Below are 25,615 nucleotides of genomic sequence, written 5' to 3'. Positions count from 1 at the left end.
GCCGATGACGTCGCGCGAGCCGAAGCAGGATCGCAGCCGAGCGACGCGGCAGCGCCTGCTGGAGGCCACCATCGACTGCCTCGCGACCCAGGGCTGGGACGCGACGACGGTCACGGCCGCCGCGCAGCGGGCGGGTGTGTCGCGAGGCGCGGCGCAGCACCACTTCCCGGCTCGCGAAGACCTCATCACCGCCGCCCTGGAGCACATGTTCGACGCGCGGATGGCCGAGATCCGCGCGGAGAGCACCCGGTTCCCCGAGGGACCCGGCCGCACCGAAGCCGCCGTCACGCGGGTCGTCGACTACTTCACCGGCGACCTGTTCAAAGCAGCGCTCCAGGTCTGGACGGCAGCCGCCGCCGACCCGGCGCTGCGCGAGCGAATCGTCCCGCTGGAAGCCAAGTTCGGCCGCACCGTCCACCAGGTGGCGATCGAGATGCTCGGCGCCGACGACACCGACCCCACCACCCGGCGCCTGGTCCAAGCGACCCTCGACATGGCCCGGGGGCTGGGGCTCGCCGACGTCCTCACCGACGACTCACCGCGCCGCAAGAACATCGTCGCCCAGTGGGCGAAAACCCTCGACGACGCGCTCCCCCGCGACCCGGGGGAGCGAGAAGAGGGCCCGTGACCCTGCTCGAGAGCAGGAGTCACGGGCCCTACTCCGGGCTGCTGGTCACGGCACGACCTGGACCTCGTCACCGGGCTGGAGCTTGTTGAAGAAGACCTCGGAGGACTTCTTCGACAGGTGGACGCAGCCGGCGGAGCGCTCGCTGAGGCTGCCCTGGTGGAACGCGACACCGGTGTCGGTGAAGAACACCGAGTTCGGCATCGGCGCGTTGAACTCCTTGCTGTGGTGGTCCTTGTTCTTCCACGTGACGTGGAACGTGCCGGTCGGCGTGGGCGATTCCGGACGGCCGCCGAGCGCCGAGGCCTCGCCGTAGTAGACCTCGCCCGCGCGGATCAGCCACGCGCGGTTGCGCGACAGGCTCACGCACGCGTGCGCGGTTGCCGTGCACGGCGTCCCCGGCACGAGCTGCGGCGCCGGTGCCGGTTCGGCCGAGGCGCTGGTCGCGCTCAGCGGCAGCACGGTGGCCGCCGCGGTCACCGACACCATCGCGATCCTGCTTAACATCCGTTCTCCCTACCTTCTCCGCCTCGCCCGGAACCCCCAGTGCACGCGAGAAAGGGACCAGGGAATCGGCTTTCAGTGATCAGATCAGCACGCACTGTAGCGGAGGGCGTTTCGATCCGGAGCCGACCGGTGAGAACACCACACGGGACGCGCAACCGGTCAGCCGGCGACGCGGCGCACCGAGTGGACCTCGCCCATGTACTCGACCTCTTCGACCATGACGTCCTGGCCCTCGGTGGGGGCGTGCACGATCTTGCCGTTGCCGATGTAGATGCCGTCGTGGCTGGCGGAGCTGTAGAAGAAGACGATGTCGCCGGGCTTCATCTCCGACTGCGACACCGAACGACCGACCGACACCTGCGAGCGCGTCGAGCCCGGCAGGTCGACACCGGCCTGCTTGTAGGCCCACTGCACCAGCCCGGAGCAGTCGAACTCGTCAGGTCCCTTGGCGCCGAAGACGTACGGCGAGCCCTGCTTGCCCAGTGCGGCGTTGACCGCCTTGATCGCCGCACCGGAACCGGCGAGCTGACCGACGGCGCTCTTCACGCCGGACAGCGCGTCCTTGTCCTTCTCGCTGAGCTGGCTGTACTGCTGCTTGACCTTGGCGACCTGCGCGTCCATCTCCTGCTTGCGACCGGCGATGTCGCCTTCCAGCCGCGCGGCGTCGGCCTCGGCCTTGGCGGCACCGGCGCGCGCGTCCCACGCCTGCTTGCGGGCGCCCTCGGCCCGGTGGGTCGCTTCGGCGTAGGCGTGCACGGCTTCGGCGTTGTGCTGCGCCATCAGGTCCAGCGTGGAGGCGCGGTCCAGGAACGCGTCCGGGGTCTCGCTGTTGAGCACCGCCGCGATCGAGTTCATCTGCGAACCCTTGTAGGAGGCGTTGCTGAGCCGGTCGACCTTGCCGCGCAGCTGCTCCTCCTGCACGTGCGCCTCGCCCGCGACGCGGTCGGCCTGCTGCGCTTCGGCGTTGAACCGGTCGAGGTCGCGGCGCTTGGCGGTGTGGTCGTCCTGCGCCTTCTTGTAGTCCTCGGTGAGCACCTCGGCCTGCCGGGACAGGTCGCGCAGCTTCTGCGCCGCCTGCGACGCCTCACCGGACTCGGGCTGGGCCGTGGCCGGGGTGCTGCCGAGCACCACGGTGGACAGCGCGGCGGCGGCCAGCAGCGCGGTGCGCCGCGGAGCTGGGTTGGCGTTCGACATGGAGGCCGATCACTCCTTCGAGTGGGAATTGCGGCAGTGGGCGGTCACCCTAGATCCGTTCTCCAGGGCCGCCCGGAACCGGGCGAAGTGCTCTCGATCGGCCTGTGCCCAGGAAGAATCCGCGAAGTGGCAAGCGTCCGTCCAGGTATGGACGACCGCCCGCAGATCGTGATCCTTCGCACGGCCCGAATCCGCTAACACCGCGAGCGCCCGGAGCGACTTGGCGCGGCGTCCGGCCGAACCCGGTGCTGCACGAGGACGCCGCGGGTACCGCGCGTTGGCCGAGAGTCGTTGCGTAGTCCCGCCAAAGTGGTCTAGACCCATTGACTGCGTGGCCTGGTGCACATACGTTCTGCCGCGCCGGTAGCGGAGATCTCCGCAGTGGAAATCCGGGGCCGAGCGCGCCGCGCTTCCGGATCGATTCACGACCCGACCGAACCGGCCGGGTCGTCACGAGGGGAGCACCCTTTGACCAGGAAACCGATCCGATGGGCCGCGCTGGCGGCCGGACTGCTGATGCTGCCGATCGCGGGCGCGCTGAGCGCGCAGGCCGCACCCGGTGAGCTCAGAGCCGCGCCGTACTACATGCCGCTGGACAACGAACCGCAGGACATCACCGAGGCGATCCAGGCCAGCGGGCAGAAGGACTACATCTAGAACCAAAACGCTCTGACCTGCACGAACAGACCTTATCGATCTTCTCAGTCCGCTTTCAGTCCGCACGCCGCAGAGTCGTCGTGTTCACGGTCGATGACACTGCCCCGATGTCACCGCTCGTGGACACGCCCGTCAGCGCCTCGGTGATGGCCGCACGGGTCGTGTCGTCCGCGTCGTCCCACAGGTGCCCGTACGTGTCGAGGGTGGTCGTGGCCTTCGCGTGCCCGAGACGGTGCTGGACGGTCTTCACGGACTCGTTGTGCCGGATCAGCAGTGAGGCGTAGAGGTGCCGGAGCACGTGCAGCCCGGTAGCCGGGTTCAGCCCCGCCGCCTTCGCCGCCGGGCGCCACAGGCGGGACCACTTCGATCCATCCATGAGCTGATCCTCGCGAGCGAACAGCACCGTCGCCTCGCGCTTGACCGGCCTGCGCCGGTCGGCGTGGTCCCACACCGCGAGCGTGGTTGCGGGGTGCTGGGCCAGGTGCGCGGCGAGCGCGTCGACCGTCACTTGTGCCAGCGGGACCACCCGCTCGGACGCGTCGGTCTTCAGCGGCGCGAGGTAGGGCGCCTTGCGCGGCTCGTCGATGCGCTGCTGGCAGACGTTGACGCGGCGCCCGAGCGAGTCCAGCCCGCGCGCGCCGATCTCCAGGCCGAACACCTCGCCCGGACGCAGGCCCGAGCCGACAACGAGATCCACCACGACGCGGTACTCCTCGGGCAGGTTCTTCCGCAGGACGTCCAGCGCCGCCAGAGGCGGGATCTCCACCTCGCGGTGCGGAACCGATGGGATCTTGACGCCCTCAGTTGGCAGCTCGGCGACGACCCGGTCGCGCTTGGCGGCGAGGAACACCGCCTTGACGTGCTCCCACGCCGTGTTGATGCTGCGCGCCCCGAGGTGCTTGCCCCAGCCAGTCACCATCGCCTGCAGCGCGGAGTGCCGGACGCTCCCGATCGGTAGATGCCCGATGGCCGGGTACACGTGGTTGCGCAAGATGCCTTCAACGGCCTGCTCACTGAGCGGCGCGTGACCCATGCTCGCCCGCCACTGCTCCGCGTAGGTCTTGAATGGGATCTTCCCGGAGCGGGGGTCGACGAACCGGCCGATGGTATGAGCGGCCTTCATCTCGTCGACCCAGCCCTCCGCGTCAGTCTTGCGGTCCCGGTGGGCGACGTACTCCTTGCCGTTGATGTAGACACGGGCGCGCCAGACGTACCCCTTCTCGGGATCATTCCGGTCGCGAAGCCGCTTCTTGATCGAAGCCATGATTCGTCCCTAGTGAGCGAGGGAACGTGTAAACGTGTCTTCCCAGTATAGGCCGCCAGGAAAACCTTGTACCCTTCCTTGACAGCGCCCCCGGGTGCGCGCACCTTGGAAGTTGTATTGAACAGGAGCCCACGTGGTGATCCGCTATCTCGGCAGCGCCGATATCGCCGGTTGGTTTGGCGTCCAGACTCACACGGTGAATGCCTGGCGTAGGCGCTACGAAGATTTTCCGGAACCTGATGCATTGATCGGCGACACGCCGGGATGGCTTCCCGAACGCGAAGCCGAGATCAGGCAATGGGAATCGAACCGGCCGGGGCAGGGTGCTTTCGGGGGACGCCCACGAAAGGAATAGATCATGAGTACACCCGCCGAGCCGGACAAGGTCGTCTACGTCCGTAACGCACCGGACGGGCAGAAGGCGCTGACGATGGGCATCCTGGCCATCTGCCTCTTCTGGCTACCCCTGGTCAATATCATTTTCGGCATTCTGGCGTTCATCTACGGGCAGGATGGCCGCAGGTCGCAGGACCACGAAGTCCGCGTTAAGTCGCTCACCGGAATGATCCTCGGTGCGATCGGCGGATTCTGGTGGGTGGCATTGTTCATGCTCATGGCTGCTGGCAACGGCGTCTAGATCGAAATCACTCAAGGCCCGGCCCTTATCGGCCGGGCCTTTTTGCGCGCAGAAAGAATCATGGAATTCCCTATGGCGATCACTCGTTTAAACCTTGTAGACTAAGGCTACAAGGTTTCCAGGGGTGATCAGAATGACCCAGCTTCACGTCCAGCCACCGCTTCTCACCGTCGATCGGGTTCACGAAATGATCGCCGACTACGAGCAGGAAGCGCGCACCGCCGCCACCGCTGGAGACCAGATCATGTCGGCCATGTGGCAATCCGCCGCCCTCGCCCTCGCCAAGCGCTACTTCAAGGAGTGATCGAAATGGGCAGCTTCGACCAGACGCAGACGGAAATCCGCCGCACCTACTCGGAAAGCGACAGCATCGCCCCGAACGGATCGAGCCGCAGCCACGATTACTACACGGTGATCGTGAAGCGTCAGCACTGGCACAACACGCCACGGAACGGGATCTACGCGGGACTTGACTACAAGATCACTGAAACGTGGATCTCCACACGCGGACCCGGACACCTTGACACCTGTATTGGCCGCACCTCGCAGCCGTGGACCGACGACGAATGATCCCCCGCCCCCGGTCCGCCGGGGGCAATCCCTCGAAGGACTGATCCAGATGACCACCGCCAACGGCAACACCCGCACCCGCGAGCTCTGGCTCGAAGACGCGATCGAGTCCCTACGCCCCCGCTTCGTAGAGGTCGGCCTGCCACTGCCTGAGAAGATCCACGTCAGCGTCGGCTTCGGCTACGGCGCCAAGCGCGAGTCCTCGAAGATCCTCGGCCAGTGCTGGAAGTCCACCGCCAGCGAAGACGGCGCCTCGCACATCTTCATCTCGCCGGAGCTGGCCGACACCGCCCGCGTCCTGGATGTCCTGCTTCACGAGCTGATCCATGCCGCGGATGATCTAGAGTCCGGCCACCGGGGCAGGTTCGCCGAAGCCGCCACCCGGCTGGGCCTGCAAGGCCCGATGACCGCGACCGCCGCCAGCGTCGAACTCGCCGCCGAATTCATGTGCCTCGCCGACGCGCTCGGCGACTACCCGCACGGCGCGCTGCACCCCGTGCCGGTGAAGACGCCCGCTAAGGTGCCAGCGGGCCAGCCCACGCCCCGCGTGCACTCCGGCCCGCGCACGCAGGGCACGCGGATGCGCAAGCTGACCTGCCCCACCTGCGGGTACACCGTCCGCACCACCGCCAAGTGGCTCGAAGTGGGCTTGCCCCGCTGCCCCGAGGGCGACGAGCTGCAGCCGTGACCCACCGGGCGGGACCTCGGTCCCGCCCCCAACCGAGAGGATGATGGACCCATGAGCATGAGCATCCGCGACTGGACCGACGAGAAGGACGATGTCGCTTACGAGATCTTCCGCGCCGAAGCCGACCGCGCAGGCGTCCCGGAAGCTACCGACCTCCTCGGCCGGATGCGGACCGCCTTCGATCTCCCGTTCGCTGATCGCGACGTTGACGCTTGGGTGGCCCGCTACAACAGCGAGGAGGGCGGGGACTAATGACCAAGTACACGACCGCCGAGCGGGTCATGGTCAGCTTGCTTGCCTTCTCGGTCCTCTGCCTCGTCGCTTCGGCGGTCGCCTTGGGCATCGCGCTGTGGTTGTGGCTCTGACCTTCGACAGCAAAACGCCCCCGCCAGTAGCGGGGGCGTTCGCGTGTCTCGGGGTCAGTCCGCTGGGAACGAATACCGCAGCTCGTATTGATCGGCGGGCATCACCATGTCGTTGACCTCGACGGCCTTCTCGCCCGCGTAGGCGATCCGGCGGACCCGCAGCACCGCCCGCACCTGCTCGCCGAGCATCGCTCGTTCAGCGGCCGTCGCCATACCGCCGCCCACGATCTCCTCGAAGTGGGTCAGCTCGTAGCCCATCTCCTCGATCCGGGCGTACGCGCCACCCGGGCCGGTGGTCACCTCTTCGAGCACGGTTCCCCGAGTGATCTCGCGCGGCAGCCGCGACACGGCCAGCTGCACCGGCTTGCCATCGGCGCGCTGCACACGGTCACGCACGCACACCTCGTCTTCGGGGTCGATGCCCAGCACCTCGCCGAAGTCCTGCGCGGGCTCGAACGCGATACGCACACTGGATGACGGCGTGAAGCCCTGCTTGTCGGCTTCGGCGAGGAACGCGCCCTTGTTCTCCTGGCGTCGCGCGCGAGACAGCCGGTCGCGGGAGTCGAGTCTCTTGACCACCTTCGGCGGGGTGACGAACACGCCCCGCCCGTGCTCGATGGTCACCAAACCCTCGTCACTCAAGGTGCCGATGGCTTCTCGCACGGTTGTACGAGAGACACCGAACCGTTCCCCGAGCTCCGGCTCCGTCGGCAGCTGCGCTCCGGGACCGTATTCGCCAGACGCGATATCGGCCTTGAGCTGGTCGGCAACCTGCCGGTACTTCGCCACTCCTGCGCTCACCGCTAGTTACTCCATCACGGGTCATCGTGTCGTCCGGACATCGTGCCCCCTTGCGCCGCTGATGTCCAACCGCTACGTTCCCTCACGCAAGGTCATCATGACGTCATGATGAGTAACAGCGCGACGGGGGTCGGGGATGCGGACAGAGCAGGCGGAACGGCATTACTGGCTACCGGTGCCCAATGAGGACATACCGGGCGGCACCCGCCACGCGTTTCGTGGTGTGCGCTGGGACGGCACCCCCTCAGCCGTCACGGTGTGCGGGCAGTTCGTCGCTTTGGCCCAACCGAGTGAGATCGACTGGATCAACTTCCCCACCTGCTCGCGCTGCAATTCACTGCTCAAGGGCGAGTTCGAGGAGGGATAGCCTGCGGTTTCAACAAAAGAAAAGGCCCCCGCCGGGAGTCCAGCTCGACCGGTGGGGGCCTTCTCATGTGGCGCACCCGCCCACAGGGCGCGCCACGCTCGGGGTTACTCCTTGACCAGCGACGGACTTCCCTTGTCGCCGACGACGCCCGTAGCTGCGATCAGCCCTTGGGCTGCCGACAGCACGGCCGCGCCCAGCACCGACGCGCCGGTCTGCCACCAGTCCAGGTTCAGCAGGTACAGCGCATCACCGCCAGCGGCTCCGACAAACACGACCAGTCCAGTCGCCACTGCCCGCTCGGCGAGCGGACGCACCAGAGCCTTCGTGATCATTCCAATCCCTTCCTGTACGCCGCCAGCAGCTCGCCATCGGCGTCCCCGGTCAGCTCCCACGCGGCCATGCCCAAGAGGGCCTGAGCCTTGACCCAAGCGGCCTTCTCCGCCATCACCGCAGCGTCGTCGAAGGAGTAGAAGACCCTGCCCACGCTGTCGTACTTCCACGCGCCCATGCCGGGCTTGCGGAACACCCCGCCCGGCTTGGCCTTGGCCACCCGGTACACGACGGTGTTGCTCGGGGTGGCCGCCTGCCACAACCCGTCGTTGGTCGGCCCGACGTTGGTCCAGGAGTGGCCGTAGAACGGCACCCCGAGGATTAGCTGGTTCGCCGGTACGCCCTTGTCCCGCCAGCACTTCACGGCGCGGGCACACGTGAACCACGTTTGCCGCACGTCGGTGGTGTCCAGCGCGGAGGAGAAGTTGCTCTTGTTCTCCCACGAGCCGTGCAGGTCGTAGCCCTGCACCACGATGTGATCGAACAGGTGCAGCGCGGCGTTGTCCCAGTGCACCGCCGACTGTTCGTTGGCGGGCACCCACGCGGTCAGCTGGTAGTGCTGTCCGGTCTCGGCCTCCAGCGCGTCGAACTGCCGCCGGAACTCCGCCAGCAGCGCCGACAGGTTGGCCTTGTCCCCCGCCTGCGGGAACTCCCAGTCGATTTCTACGCCCGTGAACACTCCCGCCGCCGCTCCGGTGGGCAGGTCGGGGACGTTGCCGCGCAGCCACAGGTTGACCACCGAGGACACGAACGTCTTCCGCGATGCGTCGGTGGCGGCCACCGCCGAGAACTTGCCCTCGCGGCCGGGGCCGCCGATAGAGACCAGCACGCTCAAGCGCGGGTGTAGCTTCTTGAGCTTGCGCAGCTGGTTCACGTGCCCCTTGAGTCCGACACCGTCGGCCACACCATCCACCGACCGGGCGGCGGAGTAAGGCTGTTGCACGTCGGCCCACGGGTCACCGAGGACGCACCGGCCGTCGTTGATGTCGGCGTGTGCGTAGATCATCTGGTCCAGCCTCGCCGCGCTGCCCGTGGTGTGCACCTCCTTGGCTCCGTAGGACGGGGTGCCGTAGATGCCCCACGACGTGAAGTAGGCGTGGCTGCGCCCTCTTCAAGTGGGCTGCGGCGGCTCCGGCTCCGGCTCGGGCGAAGGAGCCTTGCCCTTGATCTTGACCGACCACCGCACCTGAGCTTCGGCAACTCCCTCGGCCACACCCTCCAAGGCCGCAGCTTCGGTGTCGGCCAGCAGAGCGTCACGGTCTTCACCGTTCTGGTCGGCCAGTTCTTTGACGATCCGGTTCGCTTCGGCGTCCATCTGGTTCAACAGGCCACCCGTGATCACGGTGTTCTTGTGCGCGAACCGGGTGCTGTTGACGGGAGTCAACTTGTGCGCAGGGTTCACCCAGCTCGGGAAACCGGGGAAGCCTCGCAGCCTGCGGATCTCATTGAGGTCGCTGGTCCCGGCAAGCCGAAACAGGATGTTGTCCACCCTCCGCTTGGCGGCGTCGTCAAACATGTCGTCTCCTCCTTCGGCGATCTGGCGCCGTACCTCGTTCATGTCGATCCAACGGCCTTCGGCGAATCCGGGGTCCCACTTGCCGGTGACCGACGTTTCGTAGTGCCCGCGAATCCACTCAGGCCCACGGTTGAGCAGCTGGCACAGCACCTGGCCCAAGATGACCATCGTGTTCCACTGTGCCGGACGCATTGGGGACACGCCGGGGTAGCAGATCTCGTGGCCCCACACCATTCGGTTGAAGTCGCGGGTGTCCGGGAACGGACGTGCCCAGCTACCCCCGGACGCACCGGCATGGTTCGCCGGACCGGCAGAGATGATGGTGACCGAGCCATCCTCGTTGCCCGCCGAGTTACACAGTGGTCCCGACAGGGTGGAGTGGCCGTTCACCAGCACGTTGTAAATGCCCGTTCCGGGCAGAGCGTTGGCGTAGGCGGACGCGGTGTGGTGCATGATCCCGCCCTGCGGACCGTTCCAGACGGAGCCGTTGCCCCGGCTGTTGTAGCCGCTGGCGAAGTGCACGAACACACCGCGAGCGCGGAGTGCGTGAGCAACATCGTCGGCGAAGCTCACGCGGTCTCCTCGCGGCCGATCTCCACGTTCACCTCGTAGACCTCGGCGGCGGCCTTCTGCTTGGAGCTTTCCTTCACCCGCGCCAGGTATGCCTCGCGGTCGAACTCAGCGCCACTGGCCTGTTCGACGCGGGTAGCTTGAAGCTTGCCGAGCACTCCGGCCGCCTTCTCCCAGTTGCGGAAGCTGTCGTGGTCCGTGGCAAAGAGGTAGGTGCCCCACTCGTGGTCCCCGCCGTCTTGGACGAAGGACGGCCACGGTGTCGTGAACTGACTCTCGATGAGCGCCATCTTCTCGGCGTATTCAGCGTCGTACATGTCGTCCTCTCCTAGAAGCTGCGCGAGCTCTTCCCTGGTGCCCAGGAAGGCGTTGGCGTCGCGGGGTGCTTGCCCGGCAATGGTCGAGTCGTCGGTGAACTGGAGGATTCGAACCGGGCAACCGCCGTACGGGTCCCAGCCGCCTCCGTCTTTGGGGTTCAGATGCGGGTAGATCTCCGCCGGTGTGCCGTAAGTCCGGGTGGCGTATTGCGAAGCCCAGAGGCCGTGGTCGCCCAGGCCCCGCAGGTCCGGTAGACCGATTTCCTTCCAATACCAGCGGGGCACATAGGCAAGGGGAAGTCGGCGGCCAGATGCGCGGAGCCGGTGGGCTACGTCTCGGGCCAACCCAATCGATGTGCCTCGTCCGCTCTTGTCCTTCTCTACATCGAGAATGACCGGCAGCTCGGCGGGCACGTGGCGTAGCACGTGGTCCGCGTTGGTCCAACCGTCTTCCCACGGGACGATGAAGTGGTAGGCGGCCACGATCATCCCGGCGTCCCGCGCCACCCGGAGGTTGCGGTGGAACGTCCGGTCGACCTCGTTGGCGTCGCGGTCCCAAGAACGCAGGATCGCGAACTCGATACCCTCGCGGCGGGCTCGGTGGAAGTCGACGTCACCGCCGTTCCACCGGCTGACGTCCATGCCGAAAATCACGAGCTCACGTCCTCACATCGGTAGACGGGCGAGGTGATTCCAGACGCCACGCACCGCCAGGATTAGGGCAGCGTCATCGATGCCGGATTCCACGGCTGGTATCTGCGCCACCAACCAGGCGAACCGGGGAACGAAGCCGTCCAGGTTCTCGATCACGTCAACGGCCAGGTCGCGGCGGGCCTTGTCCAGCGGCGTAGGCGTGTCGGCGTCCATCGACTCTTTGGCGATCGCTGCCGCGCAACGGGCGAGAGCCGCCTTCACGCGAGACTGAAACACCGTGTCGACCGCGAGCGCGGCGATCCCGTCGAGGGTCGCGGCCATGTCAGTAGCCCATCCAAGCGAAGCACACCTTGGTAGGTGTGGCGTTCGAGTCGCTGCCCTCGATGTCCTTGGAACCAGGCGACAGTTGAATCGCGCGAATCACGAGCTGCTGACCCGCTGGCCACTCCCGTTGAATAGCGCAGGAGTTGATGACTGCCGCGCCCTGCGCCGCCGTAGGGCCGGGGCAAGCCTGCGCCTCGTAGGCGATCAGCGGGTTAACACCGTCGGAGATACTAACCTTGCGGATACCACCGAAGTTCGCGGCCTCAGTGTTCCACGAGATCGAGACGTCCACGTGCCAGATTCCCGCCCGGTTCAGGGTGAAAACGCTGTTGTTCGTGCCGCTGGCTGTCACCGCGTAGTCCTCGAACACTGGCGTGGGGAACTGGACGTTCGTTGCCGTAGAAGTGGCAATCGTCTGCAGGCCCGAGGCGCGCCGGTATCGGGCGTAGGGGCTGGACCGTTCCCGCTCGGCACCGATCGTGACGTTGCCCGCAGCGATCGTGACTACCGAAGTCCCCACCGTCACGACCGCCAAGCTAGTCTCGTGCATCGACGAGTTCCGGGTCATCGTCGGTGCGACCGGAGATGCCGCCGCCGTCCCCGTCAGGACGTCCAGCTCGATCCGGTTGTTCACGAAGTCGTTGCGCAGGATCACGCGGTCCTTGCGCGAGTTCGTGCCCGGGGCCGTCGCAATCGGCAGGATCTTCTCCGAAGCGTTGTGCCCCCACGCGCCCTGAATCCAGCACTCGCCAGTCTTGACTTTGACCTGCATACCGGTCGAGTCGGCGTAGACGTGGAACTCGTCCTTCAGGCCGCGCAGAACCCCGTCGCCACCGGAGAGCACGTTGCGCATGAACTTGCGCCACTGCCCCTCGGTGACGTTCGAGCCTGGCCCAGCGTCAAAAGGGGAGTATTCGTCGAGTGTTATGGCCATCAGATTGTCTCCATATTCAACGTCCGCATCCTCAGACGACGGAACTCCCGCGCCAACCTCATTGCGTCCGGGTGCTCGGCGTTCTCCGTGCCGACCACCGGCTCAACCCGAGATTTCTCGGGCGTGAGCGTCACTTTCACCTGCCGGATCACGTCCTTCACCACGGCGCCCTCGAAGTTCGCGGACACCCGGATCTGTTTCGCGACAGCGTCGGGAAGCTGTTCCTTCAAGGTTTCGAACACGGCCACCGAAACTTTGTCGCCCATCCCGTAGTCGACTCCGAACCTCAGCTGCTCCGTGTCGATCGGGTGGATCACGAGACCCGTTTTCTCGTGATGTTCTTCCAAAACCTCGGTGACCTTCTGGCCAAGCTCCGTGTCGTCGTTGGTGTCGCGGCGGTCGGCGAACTCCTCGCGCCTGCCCCACGTCAGCCGCTCCCCGGAGTTCTGGCCTTCCTTGATGGTTCGCGCGGTACCCTCGCCCTGCCCGGCCACGTAGACGTAGGTCGTCTCCGGCGCTGTCGTGTCGAACTCGTAGCCCGCCAGGTTGCCCAGCTCGCGGGAGAACTTCGCGGTCGTTGTCTTGTCCGACGTCTGGTACACCTGGAACTCCAGGTTGGTACCCACCTGAGTGAGCCGGAACCCGATGTCGCCGGAGTTGTTTCGGCCGACGGTGGCTAGCTCTTGCAGGTCCTCAAGAAGGTTGGTCCACCGCACGCTGCCCTTCACGGTGGCCCCGAGAAGCGGATCAGTTGGCAGCGTGACGTTGGCGATCTTGCGTTCTGAGTTGGCGGCTGTCCCGAGGTTCGCCGACACGTACGTACGCAGCACCGTGGAACACTGCCCGGTCACAGCGTGGTTGGCCTGCACCTCATAAGGCGGGAACGACTCCGCCGGGGAAGGATGCGATAAGCGAGCCTTCAGCCAGTAGTTGTCATCCACGCCTGAGACGGTGATCGTCTCTTTGCCGTCCTTGCTCGCGAAGTGGCGGCCTGCAACGGGGCCGGACATCAGCTGGTCGCCCGTGTCGTCGTTGATGATCTGAATGCCGTGACCAGGCACGGTCAGCATCAGCGCTTCACGGCTCGCCTGGTTGATGTCGAGAATCCAGGTGCCCACGTCGTTGAACTTCAGGATCGCCTCAAGCTTCTGGAAGTCGGAGACTTCGCCGATCCGCTTGTAGTTCAGATCGCGAACGTAGATCTTCCAGGCCGTCACGGCGACAGATACCGAGGCTTGTAGTTCAGCTGCAACAGAGAATCCTCCGTGGAACCAGTCATCTCAAGCCGGACCTTGTTCGCGCCGCGCTCCAGTGGCCACAGCGAGGAGTCGTCGGAGACGTAGGGAAACAGGTTCTCTTGCTCCGGCAGGACGTTGTTCTTCGTGATGAGCTTCCTACCCGGCCGCGTGTCGATGGTTATCGTCTCGCCCAGGCCCAGCACCAGCCCGGAGTTGTTCGACAACTCCAGCTTCTTGCCGGTGGTTTCGTTGCGGAGCACGATCTCCTGGCCTGGTCCGGTCAGGTTCCACACCGGCCACGCGAGAACATCGCCCTCGTTATTGATGGTTGTGTCGGCCAGCACCTCCGAAGAGGTGAGGTCAATGACGGCGCTGGGGTCGACGAACGCGGGGAAGAAGTTCGGGACCTCGCCCACCGTGAAGTCCAGGACCACATCGGACACCGCAGTCCAGTAAGGGTCGAACGCCCGAAACACCACGGCGGCTTTCTGGGCCAGCAGGCCCGTGTTATCGCCAAGTGACTCGTCTATCGCCAAGCCGTCCCGGTAGTAGCACGAGATCTCCCGCTGGTCCCCCACCGGGGACGTCACGCGGATTTTGCCAGCCCCACGTGTCGGATCCATCTTCGCGACGATCTGCCGCATCGCGATACGCAGTTCTTCCTCGGTGGTTACCGGCCCCAGCGCGGAATCATCAATCCAGATCGGCAGCACGAACTCTCTCGCCTCGTGCCGCACTGATCGAACGACCGACCCCGCCAAGCCGGGGATCTCCTCCTCCTCGAATTTCACGGGAGGCATGAACCGGCCCGCCACACCCCACGAGACACCAAGGACCGTTCCAACGCCGTCCGCGTCGATCCACGAAATCGCCTCGTCCACCACGAGCGGGACGATCCAGTCGAACTCGATCCAGCTGGGCTGGGTGGAAACCGAGGTACTGCCGTTGGTGAGATCAGGGGTGCCCGTCCCGCCCCGCGCCATGTGCAGCGTGTAGGCCGTGCTGTCGCTGCTGATCCGTGCCCCGACCTCAACGATCAGCCGGTCTCCGGCCATAACCGTGACAGGAGTCAGGGTCTTCGGGCCGTCGGTCTGACCGGTGAGCGCCGGGGAGGGGAACTCTGTGGCGCCCACCGAATCGGCCAGCAGCGTCCCCCGCACCGTGTCCGTTGCGCCCTGCGACACCCAGATGTGCACATGGTGCACGGCGTTCATGGACGTGTTGGACTCGGCCAACCCGAAAACCCAATCGACAGTGCCCTCCAGGTCGGCGTTTGCGCTGAAGGTGTGAATCCAGCGGCCCATGACGTAGTCGTAGTCCGCCGCCGTCGATGCAGGGCTAAGCGCCGAGCTGGTGTACGTGCCCGAGGGAGTCGTGGCGAGGTTGCGAGGACCCAACGGTGTAGCGGTGCTGTCCCACGTTCCCTTGTAGCTGGGGGTGGTCCCAGCGTATGCGTCGTTGGAGATGTAGAAGCGCTCCGTGACGATGGTGGTAGGCATTACGCCACTCTCCTAATCACAGGCCCGCCAGGAGTTCCGCACGCCGCATCTGCTCACGCAAATCAACTTCCTCATTCGCTGGGTTGTTGATGGTGAAGTAGAAGTTCTTCGATCCCAAACCGCCGCTCTTCACCGCATCCCACTGGGAATCGGTCAGCACAGCTTCAGGCTTGCCGGTCTTGTTGACGGTCGACGTCATGCCCGGTTCCATCCAGCCACCCGAGTCGTAACCGACGCCTCGGTAGGCCGCAGGCAGAGAGCCGTACCGCCGCATGGCGTAGCGCATGCTCGCGACAATGTTGGCAAAAGGATCAAACATGTTGTTGGCCAGCGCGGGGTCTCGGTTCGCCGCGAAGGTGGGAGCGATCGTCTGGAGCAGACCACCCGACGGCGTGCCGCGTTTCGCGTTGCTGTCCCAGTTGTTCACCGCGTTGGGGTTACCGCCCGACTCGGTGCGGATCTGGTTCAGCGTGACGTTGGCCCATTCCAGCGGCAGACGCAGGTACCGCAGCGCCATTTCAACGAGCGGGCGCCAGTTCTCGACGGGCATCGTGTTGGCGACACCCATTCCGTGCATCCCGCCCATCTGCGACATGATCCAGGGCATGATGTGCGGAACGATCGCATCGGCGTGGTGCTCGACCCACGGGATACCGATCTCCTGCTTCTTCTTTGCCAGCGGCTCGCCAACAGCCTTGGCGAAAGGAGAGTCGCCGTGCTTGCCGGGAAGCTCCCTGGCGGTACCCATAAACCCCTTGGTGTTCTCCTCCACCCACCACCTGCGGACCATTTCTCTGGGGTCAAAGGCGGGCATGCCCACCATGCCCCCGCTCATCGGCCCACTACGTCCGTCGCCGGTGAAGCTGGCGTGCACGTGGTCGAAGTGGTTCTGAGTGATCGAACCCCTATCTTCCATCTGCTCCCAGCCCTTGCTGTTGCGCTGGTCGTTGATCTTCTGCTGCCAGATCAGATACTTGACACCCATCCGGGCCGAGTTCTTCATCAGGTGATCAACGATGCGATCGCCCTTGCCCTTGTCCGCGTAGGTCATGAAGTCCAACGCGTGACCGGTGCCGTGGTCGGGCGGACCAGCGCGGAAACCACCCACCTCGAACTCGCCGAAGAGTTTCTGGATCTCGTCACCGGCAGCGGCGACGTGCGGGGCAACCTGCCCGTACCCGCCGAACCGGAACGCCGGGAGCGGCATATTGGACGGGACCCGGCCCAGTCCCTGAGCGAGATCCGGTGTCATGGCGGGGACGTCGGGGTCCTCCATGCGCATGTACTTGGGCGACCGGCCACCCGGTGAGCTGCCGTACCCGCCGCCACCGCCGGGGGTCATCCGCTGGACGCCGCGCACGCCACCCTGCCGGGCGGCCTCGTTGGCTTCGTTGATGTAGCCCGGGCCCATCGCCCGCGTCCACTCCGGACGCATGATGGCCTCACCGCCGGAGACCCACGACAGCTGCGTATCACGGCCCGGGGTGTAGCCGGGGATGATGCCGCCCCTGGCGTTCTCCGCGATGTTCGCGTGACCGGCCAAGGCGGGCTGCTTCAGGAAGTCGACGGCCACTTTGTTCCAGGCCCCGACCACGCCCTTGTTGTAGACCTCCGAGATCATGAAGTTGACGGGGCGAGCGGTCGCGGGCTTGATCCCATCCCAAATGCGGGCAATGTTGTCCACTGTGACCGCGAATGACCTTTCGGTCTCGCCCAGTAGGTTCCGCAGGTCGTTGAACGTCGGCAGCAGCCGCCCGTCATACACGCCGCGCACGTGGTCGCCGAAGCCCTGCCAGCGGGCGCCCATGAAGTCAGTCGTGGCGCCCCAATGCGCACCCAAGCCGCCGAACTCGGCACCCAGCAACGCGATGTTGCCGGAGCCACGTACACGCTGGCCCTCGAAGTGATCCGAGAATCCCTGCCAGCGGGCGCCCATGAAGTCCGTCGTCGCCCCGAAGTGCACACCCATCCCGCCGACCTCGGCGTTGTGGCGCACCATCCGGCCGCTGACGGCGTCGGAGATGGAGTGGAACGCCCCGGAGTGCCCAGACCACGCGTTCGTCATCCCGGCCGACGTAGCACCCCAGTGAGCGCCCATGAACGCCGTGTCGTTGTTGACGACGCTCATGCGCCCGGCCAGCGCGTTCGACTCGGCGTTGAACCCGCCGACGAACCCGCCCCAGCCCGCGCCCATGCCCGCCACGGCGGCGTTGAACCCGGCCGACATCCCAAACGCCGAGCCGACCACCGGAGGCATCGCCGCGTTGACCGCGCCCGCGCCACCCTGGAAGCCGCCGACGAACCCGTTCCACGCGCCACCCATAGCGCCCGTCGCGCCACCGAACCCGGCAGCCATCGCGCCCGCCGAGCCCGCCACCGGCGGCATCGCAGCCTGCGCCACACCGGCCCCGCCGAGCAGTGTGCCGACGAACCCGTTCCACAGCGCGCCCATCGCGTTCGTGGCACCACCGAACCCGCCAGCCATGAGCCCGGCCGATCCCGCCACGCCAGCCATCGTCCCCTGCATGAAGGCCGAACCACCAGCCAGGGAAGCCCCGAGGCCACCCCAGTTCGCGGCCATGTTGCCGGTCGCGCCACCGAAGCCGAGAGCCATTCCCCCAGCCGTGCCCGCCACGCCAGCCATCGCGCCCTGCATGAACCCGCCGCCGAGCGCGACCGTGTTGGTGAGCCCGCCCCAGTTGAAGCCCATGTTCCCGGTAGCGCCGCCGAACCCGAGAGCCATTCCCCCGGCCGTACCGGCAACCCCGGCCATCGAACCCTGCATCGAGCCCGCACCCAAGCCGACCGCGCCCGCCAAGCCGCCCCAGTTCGCAGCCGTCGCGTTCGCCGCGCCACCAACCCCGAGCGCCATCCCGCCCGCGCTTGTAGCCACCCCGCCCATCTGGGCACCCATGCCCGAGGACACCAAGCCAACCGTGCCGCCCAGCCCGGACCACTGCGTCGACATACCCGAGGTCGCCAGCGAAGAGGCTGTTCCCGCCGTGTTCAGCCCGGTAGTCATCGCGCCCAGGTGGGTTTGCATGGCAGTGGCAGCCGTGCCGACCGTGGTCCCGAGGTTCGTCCACTGCGTGCCCGAGGCCGACAGCGTCGTGTTCATCGTGCCCAGCGTCGTACCCAGCTGTTGGAAGGACAGGTTCGACGTGTCGAGCGAGACGCCGACCGCATCCAGCGACACCTTCAGCTGCTGCAGGGCAGCCTGCAACAACTTGATCGCCTCGGGGTCGATCGGCAGCGCACTGCCGCCACTCGCCGCTTGCGTCGCCTTCCCGCCAGCTGCGGCGGCAGCCTCGTCGCCGAGCAACCCGCCCTTGGCCATCGCGGTCAGGCTGAAGCCCATCTTGCGCGCGGTGCTATCGAGTACCGATGCAGATCGGCGGCTGCCGTCAACCGGGATGAACGCCTCTCGGCCGGTCGTGCGGTCGCCAACCACGCGGATCTGGTTCGGTGTCGCCCTCGTGGCAATCGGCGAGTCCTCAGTGACCGGCATGATGCCGCCCGTGGCCATCTTCGAGAGGCCAAAGCCCATGTTCTGAGCCGTCATCGACAACAGGGCCTTCGATCGACTGCTCCGGTTGATCGGGATAAACGCCTCGTCGTTGCGGGCTCGACCGCCGATCGCACGCCACGTGTTGGGCGGGACTACCTTGGCGCCCGACCCGGACATGGGCCGAAGTCCTTCAGACTTCGCCTGGTCCCGCCAGCCGCCAGCCGCGTAGCGTGCGATACCGCCCTGGGCGAAATTCTGGCCGTAGAACCGTTTATCGTATTCCTTGTTGCCCGAGCCTCCGATTGGTACGCCGACCTGCCTCAGCAGGTCAGGGTGAATACCGTTCTTGTTGTACCCGATGTCCTTGTGGTAAAAGACCTTCCAACCCTGCTCATTGACAGATCCGGGGCCTGCTGTGGGGGCGACCCGGTTCTGGTTGTTCCCGCCACGGCGGATCTGGAAACCCGCGAGCGGAGGCCCGTAAGTGGGGGAGCCGCCGACCGGGTAATTCAACTTCAAGCCGCTAGTGGACAGGTACTGCCCCGCGCCCATAGCGCGGCCTAGCGGACCCCCGACGCGCGCGACCGGGGCAGGGGGACGACCTCCGCCGCCTCCGCCGCCGCCTCCGCCGCCGCCGCCTCCGCCGCCGGGCGGACCCTTTTCGTAAGGCGACAGACCAGCGCCAAGCCAGGCCGGGGTGTTCATCTCAACCCAGTGAAACGCGTCCTTAACTCCGTTGACGGCGCCAACAATCCTGTCGATCGCGTGGACGAGAGCGTTTGCTGCGTCAGCACAGCCGTTCAGGAAACCAGTGAATCCCTCTGGTCCAAACAGCTTGTTGATGCCCGGCATGGAGTCTTCAACGTTCTGGAACAGCCGACCGAGCGAGGTGTTTTGGTCGTCAGCAGTACCAATCCAGTCAACAAACTGCTTGATCATGTCGACTACCCAGTTGAACATCTTCTCGGCTGGACCACCCGGACCCGTCAGGTTACTAAGCGAGTCCGTGATGCTGCCAAATACGCGTCCCGCAGCTTCGCCAAGAATCCCAAGGAACCGGACGCCGTCGCCCTCGATCCAGTCGAAGAAACGCTTGACCGAGCCGGTCTCCATACTGGTCTTGATCTTATCGAGCCAGCCGCCGAATACGCCCGCGACAGCCCGCACGATCGGTTCCATCGCTCTCAACCCGAGAACGATCAGATCAACGCTCCTGTTGACCAGGGCGAGAATGTCAGGGCGGATCGCGGCAATGAAGCCATCCCACGCAGCCTTAATCCTATCGACGGCAACTTGCAGCTGCCCGCCGTGTTCCTTGGCGTCCTTCAAGGCTCCAACAAGGGCGATGCCGAATATCGCTGCCGCCGCCCCAGCCGCAATAATTCCAGCCGCCAGAACCGCGAGAACAGCCACGATCGCAACAATCGCAGCAACGACCAGGGCGGCAGCGACAGCCATAGCGCCGAACGAAGCTGTCGCCGCCACACCCATAGCCGTCGCCGCTACCTGCGTTGCAAAGAGCTGAACCTGAACAAGCGCAATCTTGATGTGGGCCATCATCGTGTCGGCGTCAACGTTGATCGTCGACGAACGATGCCGCGCCACCCAGTTGATGTGAGCGTCAGCGGCAGCGGCAGAAGCGCCATCAACGTTCGCGTTGATCACGGCCTGGCGGGCGCGTGCCGTGAAGTTCAACTGCGCCTCGGCTGCCAGTGTGTTGGCGCTCGCGTCCATCACCGTGGAGCGGTTGCGGGCCGTGAAGTTCAACGCCGCCTCGGCAGCGAACACGTCAGCGTTAGCGGCAATCGTGGAAGCGCGGTTACGAGCCGTGAAGTTCAACGCGCCCTCTGCGGCGAACACGTCAGCGTTAGCGCTGATGGTCGTAGCGCGGTTACGAGCCGTGAAGTTCAACGCGCCCTCTGCCGCCAACACGTCGGGGTTCGCGTTGATCGTCGAAGTCCGATTGCGAGCCGTGGCGTTCAACGCCGTCTCAGCCGCCAGCGTGTCAGCGTGCGCGTTGATAGTCGTAGCGCGGTTGCGGGCAGTCGTGTTCAGCGCCGTCTCGGCCGCGAACGTATCCGCGTTCGCCGCGATCGTCGTACCACGATTCCGGGCCGTGAAGTTCAGCGCGCCCTCAGCCGCTGCCGTCTGCGCCTGCGCGTCCACGCTTGACGCACGGCCGCGCGCCACGAAGTTCAGCGCGCTTTCAGCCGCCGCCGTCTCGGCGTTGACATTGATGCGCGACAGCCGGTCGCGCGCCACCTCGGCCAGCCGGGCGTTGGCCGCCGCCTCGCCCTGCACTGCCGCGTCGATCCGCGCCTGGCGGGCGCGCGCGGCCTCGTCCAGGGTTCGGCCTGCCGCTACCGCTGAAGTCTGATCCGCCTGCGCATTGATCGTCGCCGTCCGTGCCGCTGCAGCGCGATCGACCGCGATCCGCGCCTGCTCCACTGCGCGCGCGTCGAGGGCCACGTTCACCTTGGCCGTGCGCGGACGCGCGGCAGTGGTCAGCGCTTCGTTCAGTCGGACGACGGCGCGGCTCTGATCATCAACCGCACGCAGCGAGTCGCGGGTGGCAACGGCGTAATCTCGCCGCGCTTTCGCCAACCGCTCCTCGGCCGTCGCTAGCCGGTCCGACGTTACGCCGGAGCGCCTACGCAGCTCATCGAGCCTCGACTCCTCAGTGCGGACCTTGCCCGCCGCGTCGAGCTCTTTCGTCCGGGCGGTCTCAACGCGCTTCGAAGCTTTCTCGACCTCGCCCGCGCTACTGCGCGCCGAAGCGCGGGTTGCGGTCTCAGTCGTCCGCAACCCGCGCAAATAGTGATCGTTGTCAAGCCGAAGCTGACCCAACAGGGTGCCGACAGACATAGCCATTATCGGCGTCTCCCCTTCCTATCTTGGCGCTTCGACTTCTCACCGATGGCCTGTTTGAACTGAGACTCGTTACTCAGTCCGCTCAGATACCACTTGAACCACTGAGTTGGCATGCCCCAGAGATCATCTGGGTCATAGCCGTACTCCCTGCGGAAGTCCGCGATTACTTTCGACCAGTGCTTCCGGTATTTTTCCCACTCTGCGTCGCGCGGTCGGAGGCGCGGCGAGTCGCCCGGTTCGCCTTCGGAACCGCCGTCGCTTTTCCCTCGCCGTCCTCCGCTTCGGCGGCCTCGCGAGAAGCACGTTCGTTCTCTTCGTACTCCTCGAACGCCTCGGGGAAGGTGCACTCATCGCCGGAGGCGTTGCGGTACGCCCAGAGCAGCAGTGCCCCGCAGGCGCGCACGCCCGCGTTCACTTCCTTGATCTCCTCGGCCTTGTCCTCACCGATGATGCCGCCCAGCAGGTCGAGAACGTTCTGCTCCGACACCGCCTCCGGGTTCCGCTGCGCTTCCTGCGCCTGCAAGGTCACCCCGAGCGGAGTGTCCGTGGGCACCGGGACATCTACGCCGAAGAAGTTCAGGGACTCCTTGCTCACGAGCTTGGTCTTCAGGTAGGCCGACACGTCGAACTGTGCCGCCGCGTTCTGTCGTGCAGTAGGCATTAGGTGGGCTCCTCTAGCCTCGATCAACAACCCGCCGGATATGGCGGGCAATGGTTTCCAGCAACTCGGTTCCCGGATGTAACTGCCGGGTCAGGAACTTGGGCGTGCCACCCCGAGGATGCTTGTAGCGAAAGCTCTCGTGGTTCGGGATGGCGTAGTGGCGGGTATCGCGCCCCCGCTCCGAATGGCCGGTGGCGCCGAAACTCACTACCGCCACGGGGAAAGCGACGTCCGCCCGGCCGGAGCGTTTCAACGCCCCGGACCGGACAGGGACATCAGCCTCGGAGACCGCCTTGTCGGCGGCCTCCTTCAGGCCACGTTCAGCGGCTTGCTCGATGCGCCGTTGCGCATACGGATATCGGGAATTCCAATCCCAATCGAGCCGCCAAGATCGAGGCATGACTTACGGAGTCGCCTCGTCGGTGAACAGCTCGAACTTGATCGCCGAGCCCGGCCCGGTGCCCGAGTCGATGCACTTGAAGGCGATGCTCTGCTCCAGCACCTCGGGACCGTTGACGGTGGGTGTCTCGCCGTCGAACCGGACGTTCGCGGTGATGACGAACTTGTACGTCAGCGCGTCCTCGATCACCACGCCCGAGTCGAAGGTCAGCACAAGCGCCGCCTCCTGGCCCTGGAGGAACTTGTTGTAGAGGGTCAGGTTGTTGAACTCGGTGGAGACCTCGCCCTCGAAGTTCAGCAATTCGGCCTGGACCGGCTTCTTGCGCAGCTGCGAACCGAGGAAGTACCGGTCGTCGTCAAGGCCGTTCTCGCCGGAGAGGCTGAATTCCTTGACGTCCAACGGGGTTCCGTCGATCGTCAACGACCCGTGGATGAACGTGTACAGCTTGTTGTTAGCCGGGTAGCTCGCGGTCGCGAGCGTCTGCGCGGTGTCCTCGTCGCGGCCCAGCAGCGACACGGTCAGCGACACCGGGTCATCGACCGCTGCCTCCATCTCCCACTCGGAGATGACGCAGCCCACATAGGAGAACGGCCGAGTCACGCCATCAATGGAGGTTCGGCCAACCTGGCAGGTGAGCCCGGTCGGGACCTCGTCGGGGGTGAAGGTGTGCTTGTAGACCGTCGGCGAGTTGACCGCGTCCGGCTGAGTGGTCGCGACCCCGCCCATCATGTGCTTGAGCATCAGCCCAGCACCCTTGGTCATCAGCTCCAGCTCGACATCGCCCTCAACGTTGATTTTGCCGGGGGTCCAGCGGTCGGAACGCAGCGTTCGGGTGCCCGCGCGTAGGGCCTCGGACTCCACGCGCTCGATCTCCTTTGAGACGTCCTCGGACAGGAACTCATAGAAGCGCGTCGGCGCGACATACGTTCCGTAGGTGACCTCTTCGGCGAAACCGATCTGCGCCGAAAGTCCCGAGTAAATTGCCATTACTCGCCTTCCTTCTCTTCAGCGTCGGACTTCGCCGACCTCTTCTTTCGGGAGGTGGACTCGGCGCCTTCCGGCTTCTCCTCCACCAGCGCGAAGTCAGGCTGCTCAAGCAGCTGCCTCGACTTCGGCGTGTCTGCGATGTCCTTCGGCTCGCCACGCGTGAGCACCACGCCACCAACCTCGGGGACCTCGACGGCTTGGAACCGTCCGTTGTAGACGACCAGCATTGGTGAAACTCCTCGAATCGATTTACGGGTGCAGACGCGCCCGCACCTGCACCTGCACGTCAAACCGGGAACCGTGACCGTTGCCGGTCGGCAACACGCCCGTGCTGTGCTTCCAGCCCGCGAGTTGGGCGTAGAGAATTTCGTCGATCAATCGCGGCTCGACCGCGAGTGCCTGCTGCACCTCGGACAGGATGGCTACGGCACGTGTGTCGGCTTCCTCCTGTGTCGAGCCGTCCGACTTCAGCACCTGGCACGCCACGACCACCGTGTAGACCTCCTCGACGCGGACCGGGCCGGTCTTGAAGGTGGGGATACTGTCGGTGGAGTTGGCGTCCTGAAGCCAAATCGCCTCGGCTTCGATCGCCTCATCGGGGAACCCGTAGGAGATCTGGACGCCCGCCAGCCCAGGCCGGGCGGTGAGCTTCGAGACAAGCGCGGACTTGAACTGAACCAGCGTGGTACCAACGCTCACGCGACCAACCTCTTCGGTTGCTGAATCTCGTCTTGGAAGAGCTGCACCACCGCGCGCGGGACGGCCCAGCGCGGGAAGTTGTTCTGCGGCACGTCGAACTCGCCGAGCCCGCCGGTCGAGTCCTGCTGCCCACGCCACATGTTCTGAAGGATCAAAGCGGCGCCTTGCTTGTAAAGCGGCTCGACGTTGGCCGTGACGTCGAACCGGCCCGCCGTGTAGGACACTTCGACGTTCTCCTCGCCCGGTGCCCAACGCGCCCGCCGGTTCGAGAACGTGCCCGCGCTACTGCGGCGCGAGATCCTGTCGGCCAGCAGCCCGCCGCCTGTGGCGTACTGGTGAGTCTGGTATGCCTCGTCCGGCCGCGAGAGGTTCGTTTCAGCCGCTAGCACCAGCCCCGCCGCCTCGTCGCGCTTGAACTCCGTGACGGTCTGGACTGAGAACACCGGGTAGAACTTCAGGAACACGTGCTCGCCGCCGCCGCTATGAAGCTCGGAGATCAACTGCCGGCGCACGACGGGACCGATCAACCAGTCGAGCCGCTTCGACGCCGCAGTGATGAAACCGGCCAGCTCGACGTCGTTCTGAGTGACGGCGTCCCGGATATTCAGCGAGGTCTTCGCCTCGCTCAGGGTCAGAACATCTAGAACAGCCATGTGTTATCCCGTCAGGACTTGGACTTTGGAGGCTTCGGCTTCGGCTGCTCCAGCTCTCGCCGGACCTTGGCCGGAACCTCGTCGCCCTCGCCGTACGCGAGGTACACAGCCTGGGGGTCGCCCTCGCGAACGTGACGACCCTCAGACGTGCGGTAGATGCGGTTGTTCGACATCAGAGCTGGCTACCCACTAGCGTCCACACCGGAGCCGCGAGGGTGCCGGTGTTGACGTAGAGCTTGCCGTTGGTGGTGTCAGAAAGGAGATCGCCCTTGTCCGCTTCACCGGCAAAGTCGCCCCCGGCCGGAACACCGGCCTTCAAGAACGGGCGCTTCCGAGCACCTTCGATGTAACCCATCAGATCATCACGCCCTAATGTTCTTTTCCTTGTACTTCTGCTGGGACTTGTATCGATCCTTCTTCTGCGAGGAAGAGAGATTCTGCTGATACTCGGCCTGATACTCGTTGTAGTCCTTGCGGTCGTAGCCCTTCTTGGTCTCGCGGTTAGCGGGGTGCTCCGCAGAGCGCCGTGCCGCGCGCTTGACCTTGCTGTCCTGCGATGCCGCCTTAGCCGCAGGCTTCTTAGCCGCAGGCTTCTTGGTGGCGGCCTTCGCCGGAGGCTTACCCTTGGCCGGGGGCTTGCCCGCAGGCTTGCCCTTCGCCGGGGGCTTGCCCGCAGGCTTGGCCGGGGGCTTCGCCGGGGGCTTCTTGGCCGCAGGCTTCTTTGGGGTTGCCATTGATCCCTACCTCACTGGGAGCTGGGGAGACTGGCACAAGCGGAG

Annotated in this window: 30 protein-coding genes and 1 pseudogene; 9 read left to right on the top strand and 22 right to left on the bottom strand. The window is 65.6% G+C overall.

Annotation, left to right across the window (positions count from 1 at the left end; translation table 11 throughout):
* Positions 1 to 4 precede the first annotated feature (4 nt).
* A complete protein-coding gene (locus R4I43_RS08480) occupies positions 5 to 628 on the top strand; it encodes a TetR/AcrR family transcriptional regulator (protein ID WP_324264992.1) in 624 nt (207 codons plus the stop codon).
* Between the two features lie 45 nt (positions 629 to 673).
* Here the strand turns inward: R4I43_RS08480 and R4I43_RS08475 are convergent, their stop codons facing one another.
* Complete coding sequence (locus R4I43_RS08475) at positions 674 to 1,132, bottom strand: L,D-transpeptidase (RefSeq protein WP_324264991.1); 459 nt, start codon at positions 1,130 to 1,132, stop codon at positions 674 to 676.
* A 159-nt stretch (positions 1,133 to 1,291) separates the two neighbouring features.
* Complete coding sequence (locus R4I43_RS08470; protein ID WP_324264990.1) at positions 1,292 to 2,326, bottom strand: C40 family peptidase; 1,035 nt, start codon at positions 2,324 to 2,326, stop codon at positions 1,292 to 1,294.
* 468 nt (positions 2,327 to 2,794) lie between these two features.
* On the opposite strand from R4I43_RS08470, the gene R4I43_RS08465 reads away from it, so the two are divergent.
* Positions 2,795 to 2,983 carry a hypothetical protein gene (locus R4I43_RS08465; protein ID WP_324264989.1) on the top strand — a complete coding sequence of 63 codons (189 nt, stop codon included), beginning with the start codon at positions 2,795 to 2,797 and terminating at the stop codon, positions 2,981 to 2,983.
* Positions 2,984 to 3,038: 55 nt separating this feature from the next.
* Here the strand turns inward: R4I43_RS08465 and R4I43_RS08460 are convergent, their stop codons facing one another.
* Positions 3,039 to 4,247, bottom strand: a complete 1,209-nt coding sequence (locus tag R4I43_RS08460; protein WP_324264988.1) for a tyrosine-type recombinase/integrase — start codon at positions 4,245 to 4,247, stop codon at positions 3,039 to 3,041.
* A gap of 133 nt (positions 4,248 to 4,380) precedes the next feature.
* Here R4I43_RS08460 and R4I43_RS08455 point away from each other — a divergent pair, with 133 nt between their 5' ends.
* From R4I43_RS08455 to R4I43_RS08430, 6 genes are all read left to right on the top strand, one after another.
* Complete coding sequence (locus R4I43_RS08455) at positions 4,381 to 4,602, top strand: hypothetical protein (RefSeq protein ID WP_324264987.1); 222 nt, start codon at positions 4,381 to 4,383, stop codon at positions 4,600 to 4,602.
* A 3-nt stretch (positions 4,603 to 4,605) separates the two neighbouring features.
* Positions 4,606 to 4,884: a hypothetical protein gene (locus R4I43_RS08450; RefSeq protein WP_324264986.1), complete on the top strand. Its 279-nt coding sequence runs from the start codon at positions 4,606 to 4,608 to the stop codon at positions 4,882 to 4,884.
* 133 nt (positions 4,885 to 5,017) lie between these two features.
* Positions 5,018 to 5,188, top strand: a complete 171-nt coding sequence (locus R4I43_RS08445) for a hypothetical protein (protein ID WP_324264985.1) — start codon at positions 5,018 to 5,020, stop codon at positions 5,186 to 5,188.
* Between the two features lie 5 nt (positions 5,189 to 5,193).
* On the top strand, positions 5,194 to 5,454 hold the full coding sequence (locus tag R4I43_RS08440; protein ID WP_324264984.1) for a hypothetical protein: 261 nt from the start codon (positions 5,194 to 5,196) through the stop codon (positions 5,452 to 5,454).
* A gap of 49 nt (positions 5,455 to 5,503) precedes the next feature.
* The gene (locus R4I43_RS08435) at positions 5,504 to 6,142 is read left to right on the top strand and encodes a hypothetical protein (protein WP_324264983.1); all 639 of its coding nucleotides are present in this window, start codon (positions 5,504 to 5,506) and stop codon (positions 6,140 to 6,142) included.
* Positions 6,143 to 6,193: 51 nt separating this feature from the next.
* Positions 6,194 to 6,394, top strand: coding sequence for a hypothetical protein (locus R4I43_RS08430; RefSeq protein ID WP_324264982.1), 201 nt, complete (start codon positions 6,194 to 6,196; stop codon positions 6,392 to 6,394).
* A 167-nt stretch (positions 6,395 to 6,561) separates the two neighbouring features.
* On the opposite strand, the gene R4I43_RS08425 is transcribed toward R4I43_RS08430, so the two are convergent.
* Complete coding sequence (locus tag R4I43_RS08425) at positions 6,562 to 7,296, bottom strand: GntR family transcriptional regulator (RefSeq protein WP_324264981.1); 735 nt, start codon at positions 7,294 to 7,296, stop codon at positions 6,562 to 6,564.
* 148 nt (positions 7,297 to 7,444) lie between these two features.
* Between R4I43_RS08425 and R4I43_RS08420 the strand changes: the two genes are divergently transcribed.
* Entirely contained in the window at positions 7,445 to 7,675 is a 231-nt protein-coding gene (locus tag R4I43_RS08420) for a hypothetical protein (RefSeq protein WP_324264980.1), read from the top strand.
* Between the two features lie 104 nt (positions 7,676 to 7,779).
* On the opposite strand, the gene R4I43_RS08415 is transcribed toward R4I43_RS08420, so the two are convergent.
* The 18 genes and pseudogenes from R4I43_RS08415 to R4I43_RS08330 form a co-directional block, all read right to left on the bottom strand.
* Positions 7,780 to 8,007 (bottom strand): holin, encoded by a 228-nt coding sequence (locus R4I43_RS08415; RefSeq protein ID WP_324264979.1) that lies wholly within the window; start codon positions 8,005 to 8,007, stop codon positions 7,780 to 7,782.
* Positions 8,004 to 9,089, bottom strand: a pseudogene (locus R4I43_RS08410) (glycoside hydrolase family 18 protein); the annotation flags it as partial. The pseudogene R4I43_RS08410 and the gene R4I43_RS08415, both read right to left, overlap by 4 nt.
* Positions 9,090 to 9,116: 27 nt before the next feature.
* A complete protein-coding gene (locus R4I43_RS08405; protein WP_324264978.1) occupies positions 9,117 to 10,094 on the bottom strand; it encodes a peptidoglycan recognition protein family protein in 978 nt (325 codons plus the stop codon).
* Positions 10,091 to 11,062: a glycoside hydrolase family 25 protein gene (locus tag R4I43_RS08400; RefSeq protein WP_324264977.1), complete on the bottom strand. Its 972-nt coding sequence runs from the start codon at positions 11,060 to 11,062 to the stop codon at positions 10,091 to 10,093. Before R4I43_RS08400 ends, R4I43_RS08405 begins: the two co-directional genes overlap by 4 nt.
* Positions 11,063 to 11,074: 12 nt before the next feature.
* On the bottom strand, positions 11,075 to 11,383 hold the full coding sequence (locus R4I43_RS08395; RefSeq protein ID WP_324264976.1) for a hypothetical protein: 309 nt from the start codon (positions 11,381 to 11,383) through the stop codon (positions 11,075 to 11,077).
* A 1-nt stretch (position 11,384) separates the two neighbouring features.
* Entirely contained in the window at positions 11,385 to 12,320 is a 936-nt protein-coding gene (locus tag R4I43_RS08390) for a hypothetical protein (protein ID WP_324264975.1), read from the bottom strand.
* Positions 12,320 to 13,537, bottom strand: a complete 1,218-nt coding sequence (locus tag R4I43_RS08385; RefSeq protein ID WP_324264974.1) for a siphovirus ReqiPepy6 Gp37-like family protein — start codon at positions 13,535 to 13,537, stop codon at positions 12,320 to 12,322. The genes R4I43_RS08390 and R4I43_RS08385 overlap by 1 nt, the downstream gene beginning before the upstream one ends.
* Entirely contained in the window at positions 13,534 to 15,057 is a 1,524-nt protein-coding gene (locus R4I43_RS08380; RefSeq protein ID WP_324264973.1) for a phage tail family protein, read from the bottom strand. Before R4I43_RS08380 ends, R4I43_RS08385 begins: the two co-directional genes overlap by 4 nt.
* 16 nt (positions 15,058 to 15,073) lie before the next feature.
* A complete protein-coding gene (locus R4I43_RS08375; RefSeq protein WP_324264972.1) occupies positions 15,074 to 21,430 on the bottom strand; it encodes a hypothetical protein in 6,357 nt (2,118 codons plus the stop codon).
* 169 nt (positions 21,431 to 21,599) lie between these two features.
* Positions 21,600 to 22,097 carry a hypothetical protein gene (locus R4I43_RS08370; protein WP_324264971.1) on the bottom strand — a complete coding sequence of 166 codons (498 nt, stop codon included), beginning with the start codon at positions 22,095 to 22,097 and terminating at the stop codon, positions 21,600 to 21,602.
* Between the two features lie 13 nt (positions 22,098 to 22,110).
* Positions 22,111 to 22,497: a hypothetical protein gene (locus R4I43_RS08365; protein WP_324264970.1), complete on the bottom strand. Its 387-nt coding sequence runs from the start codon at positions 22,495 to 22,497 to the stop codon at positions 22,111 to 22,113.
* Positions 22,498 to 22,500: 3 nt separating this feature from the next.
* Entirely contained in the window at positions 22,501 to 23,484 is a 984-nt protein-coding gene (locus R4I43_RS08360; protein WP_324264969.1) for a phage tail tube protein, read from the bottom strand.
* Entirely contained in the window at positions 23,484 to 23,711 is a 228-nt protein-coding gene (locus R4I43_RS08355; RefSeq protein ID WP_324264968.1) for a hypothetical protein, read from the bottom strand. The genes R4I43_RS08360 and R4I43_RS08355 overlap by 1 nt, the downstream gene beginning before the upstream one ends.
* Before the next feature lie 22 nt (positions 23,712 to 23,733).
* Positions 23,734 to 24,183: a hypothetical protein gene (locus R4I43_RS08350; RefSeq protein ID WP_324264967.1), complete on the bottom strand. Its 450-nt coding sequence runs from the start codon at positions 24,181 to 24,183 to the stop codon at positions 23,734 to 23,736.
* Entirely contained in the window at positions 24,180 to 24,836 is a 657-nt protein-coding gene (locus R4I43_RS08345) for a hypothetical protein (RefSeq protein WP_324264966.1), read from the bottom strand. The genes R4I43_RS08350 and R4I43_RS08345 overlap by 4 nt, the downstream gene beginning before the upstream one ends.
* An 11-nt stretch (positions 24,837 to 24,847) precedes the next feature.
* Complete coding sequence (locus R4I43_RS08340) at positions 24,848 to 25,009, bottom strand: hypothetical protein (RefSeq protein ID WP_324264965.1); 162 nt, start codon at positions 25,007 to 25,009, stop codon at positions 24,848 to 24,850.
* Complete coding sequence (locus R4I43_RS08335) at positions 25,009 to 25,191, bottom strand: hypothetical protein (RefSeq protein ID WP_324264964.1); 183 nt, start codon at positions 25,189 to 25,191, stop codon at positions 25,009 to 25,011. Before R4I43_RS08335 ends, R4I43_RS08340 begins: the two co-directional genes overlap by 1 nt.
* Before the next feature lie 7 nt (positions 25,192 to 25,198).
* Complete coding sequence (locus R4I43_RS08330; RefSeq protein ID WP_324264963.1) at positions 25,199 to 25,570, bottom strand: hypothetical protein; 372 nt, start codon at positions 25,568 to 25,570, stop codon at positions 25,199 to 25,201.
* Positions 25,571 to 25,615: the final 45 nt, after the last annotated feature.

This window comes from Saccharopolyspora mangrovi (assembly GCF_035320975.1).
GTDB classification, from domain to species: domain Bacteria; phylum Actinomycetota; class Actinomycetes; order Mycobacteriales; family Pseudonocardiaceae; genus Saccharopolyspora; species Saccharopolyspora mangrovi.
Note: the sequence above shows the minus strand (reverse complement) of the source record. Positions and strands in the feature narration are given on the sequence as shown.

What these genes read in the sequence shown, in the direction of transcription:
- R4I43_RS08440 (WP_324264984.1), top strand. Translation starts at nt 5,194, where the DNA reads ATGGGCAGCTTCGACCAGACGCAGACGGAAATCCGCCGCACCTACTCG.
- R4I43_RS08370 (WP_324264971.1), bottom strand. Translation starts at nt 22,097, where the DNA reads ATGCCTACTGCACGACAGAACGCGGCGGCACAGTTCGACGTGTCGGCC.
- R4I43_RS08390 (WP_324264975.1), bottom strand. Translation starts at nt 12,320, where the DNA reads ATGGCCATAACACTCGACGAATACTCCCCTTTTGACGCTGGGCCAGGC.
- R4I43_RS08445 (WP_324264985.1), top strand. Translation starts at nt 5,018, where the DNA reads ATGACCCAGCTTCACGTCCAGCCACCGCTTCTCACCGTCGATCGGGTT.
- R4I43_RS08345 (WP_324264966.1), bottom strand. Translation starts at nt 24,836, where the DNA reads ATGGCTGTTCTAGATGTTCTGACCCTGAGCGAGGCGAAGACCTCGCTG.
- R4I43_RS08355 (WP_324264968.1), bottom strand. Translation starts at nt 23,711, where the DNA reads ATGCTGGTCGTCTACAACGGACGGTTCCAAGCCGTCGAGGTCCCCGAG.
- R4I43_RS08395 (WP_324264976.1), bottom strand. Translation starts at nt 11,383, where the DNA reads ATGGCCGCGACCCTCGACGGGATCGCCGCGCTCGCGGTCGACACGGTG.
- R4I43_RS08330 (WP_324264963.1), bottom strand. Translation starts at nt 25,570, where the DNA reads ATGGCAACCCCAAAGAAGCCTGCGGCCAAGAAGCCCCCGGCGAAGCCC.
- R4I43_RS08380 (WP_324264973.1), bottom strand. Translation starts at nt 15,057, where the DNA reads ATGCCTACCACCATCGTCACGGAGCGCTTCTACATCTCCAACGACGCA.
- R4I43_RS08460 (WP_324264988.1), bottom strand. Translation starts at nt 4,247, where the DNA reads ATGGCTTCGATCAAGAAGCGGCTTCGCGACCGGAATGATCCCGAGAAG.
- R4I43_RS08430 (WP_324264982.1), top strand. Translation starts at nt 6,194, where the DNA reads ATGAGCATGAGCATCCGCGACTGGACCGACGAGAAGGACGATGTCGCT.
- R4I43_RS08450 (WP_324264986.1), top strand. Translation starts at nt 4,606, where the DNA reads ATGAGTACACCCGCCGAGCCGGACAAGGTCGTCTACGTCCGTAACGCA.
- R4I43_RS08365 (WP_324264970.1), bottom strand. Translation starts at nt 22,497, where the DNA reads ATGCCTCGATCTTGGCGGCTCGATTGGGATTGGAATTCCCGATATCCG.
- R4I43_RS08420 (WP_324264980.1), top strand. Translation starts at nt 7,445, where the DNA reads ATGCGGACAGAGCAGGCGGAACGGCATTACTGGCTACCGGTGCCCAAT.
- R4I43_RS08360 (WP_324264969.1), bottom strand. Translation starts at nt 23,484, where the DNA reads ATGGCAATTTACTCGGGACTTTCGGCGCAGATCGGTTTCGCCGAAGAG.
- R4I43_RS08340 (WP_324264965.1), bottom strand. Translation starts at nt 25,009, where the DNA reads ATGTCGAACAACCGCATCTACCGCACGTCTGAGGGTCGTCACGTTCGC.
- R4I43_RS08415 (WP_324264979.1), bottom strand. Translation starts at nt 8,007, where the DNA reads ATGATCACGAAGGCTCTGGTGCGTCCGCTCGCCGAGCGGGCAGTGGCG.
- R4I43_RS08480 (WP_324264992.1), top strand. Translation starts at nt 5, where the DNA reads ATGACGTCGCGCGAGCCGAAGCAGGATCGCAGCCGAGCGACGCGGCAG.
- R4I43_RS08335 (WP_324264964.1), bottom strand. Translation starts at nt 25,191, where the DNA reads ATGGGTTACATCGAAGGTGCTCGGAAGCGCCCGTTCTTGAAGGCCGGT.
- R4I43_RS08375 (WP_324264972.1), bottom strand. Translation starts at nt 21,430, where the DNA reads ATGTCTGTCGGCACCCTGTTGGGTCAGCTTCGGCTTGACAACGATCAC.
- R4I43_RS08435 (WP_324264983.1), top strand. Translation starts at nt 5,504, where the DNA reads ATGACCACCGCCAACGGCAACACCCGCACCCGCGAGCTCTGGCTCGAA.
- R4I43_RS08475 (WP_324264991.1), bottom strand. Translation starts at nt 1,132, where the DNA reads ATGTTAAGCAGGATCGCGATGGTGTCGGTGACCGCGGCGGCCACCGTG.
- R4I43_RS08470 (WP_324264990.1), bottom strand. Translation starts at nt 2,326, where the DNA reads ATGTCGAACGCCAACCCAGCTCCGCGGCGCACCGCGCTGCTGGCCGCC.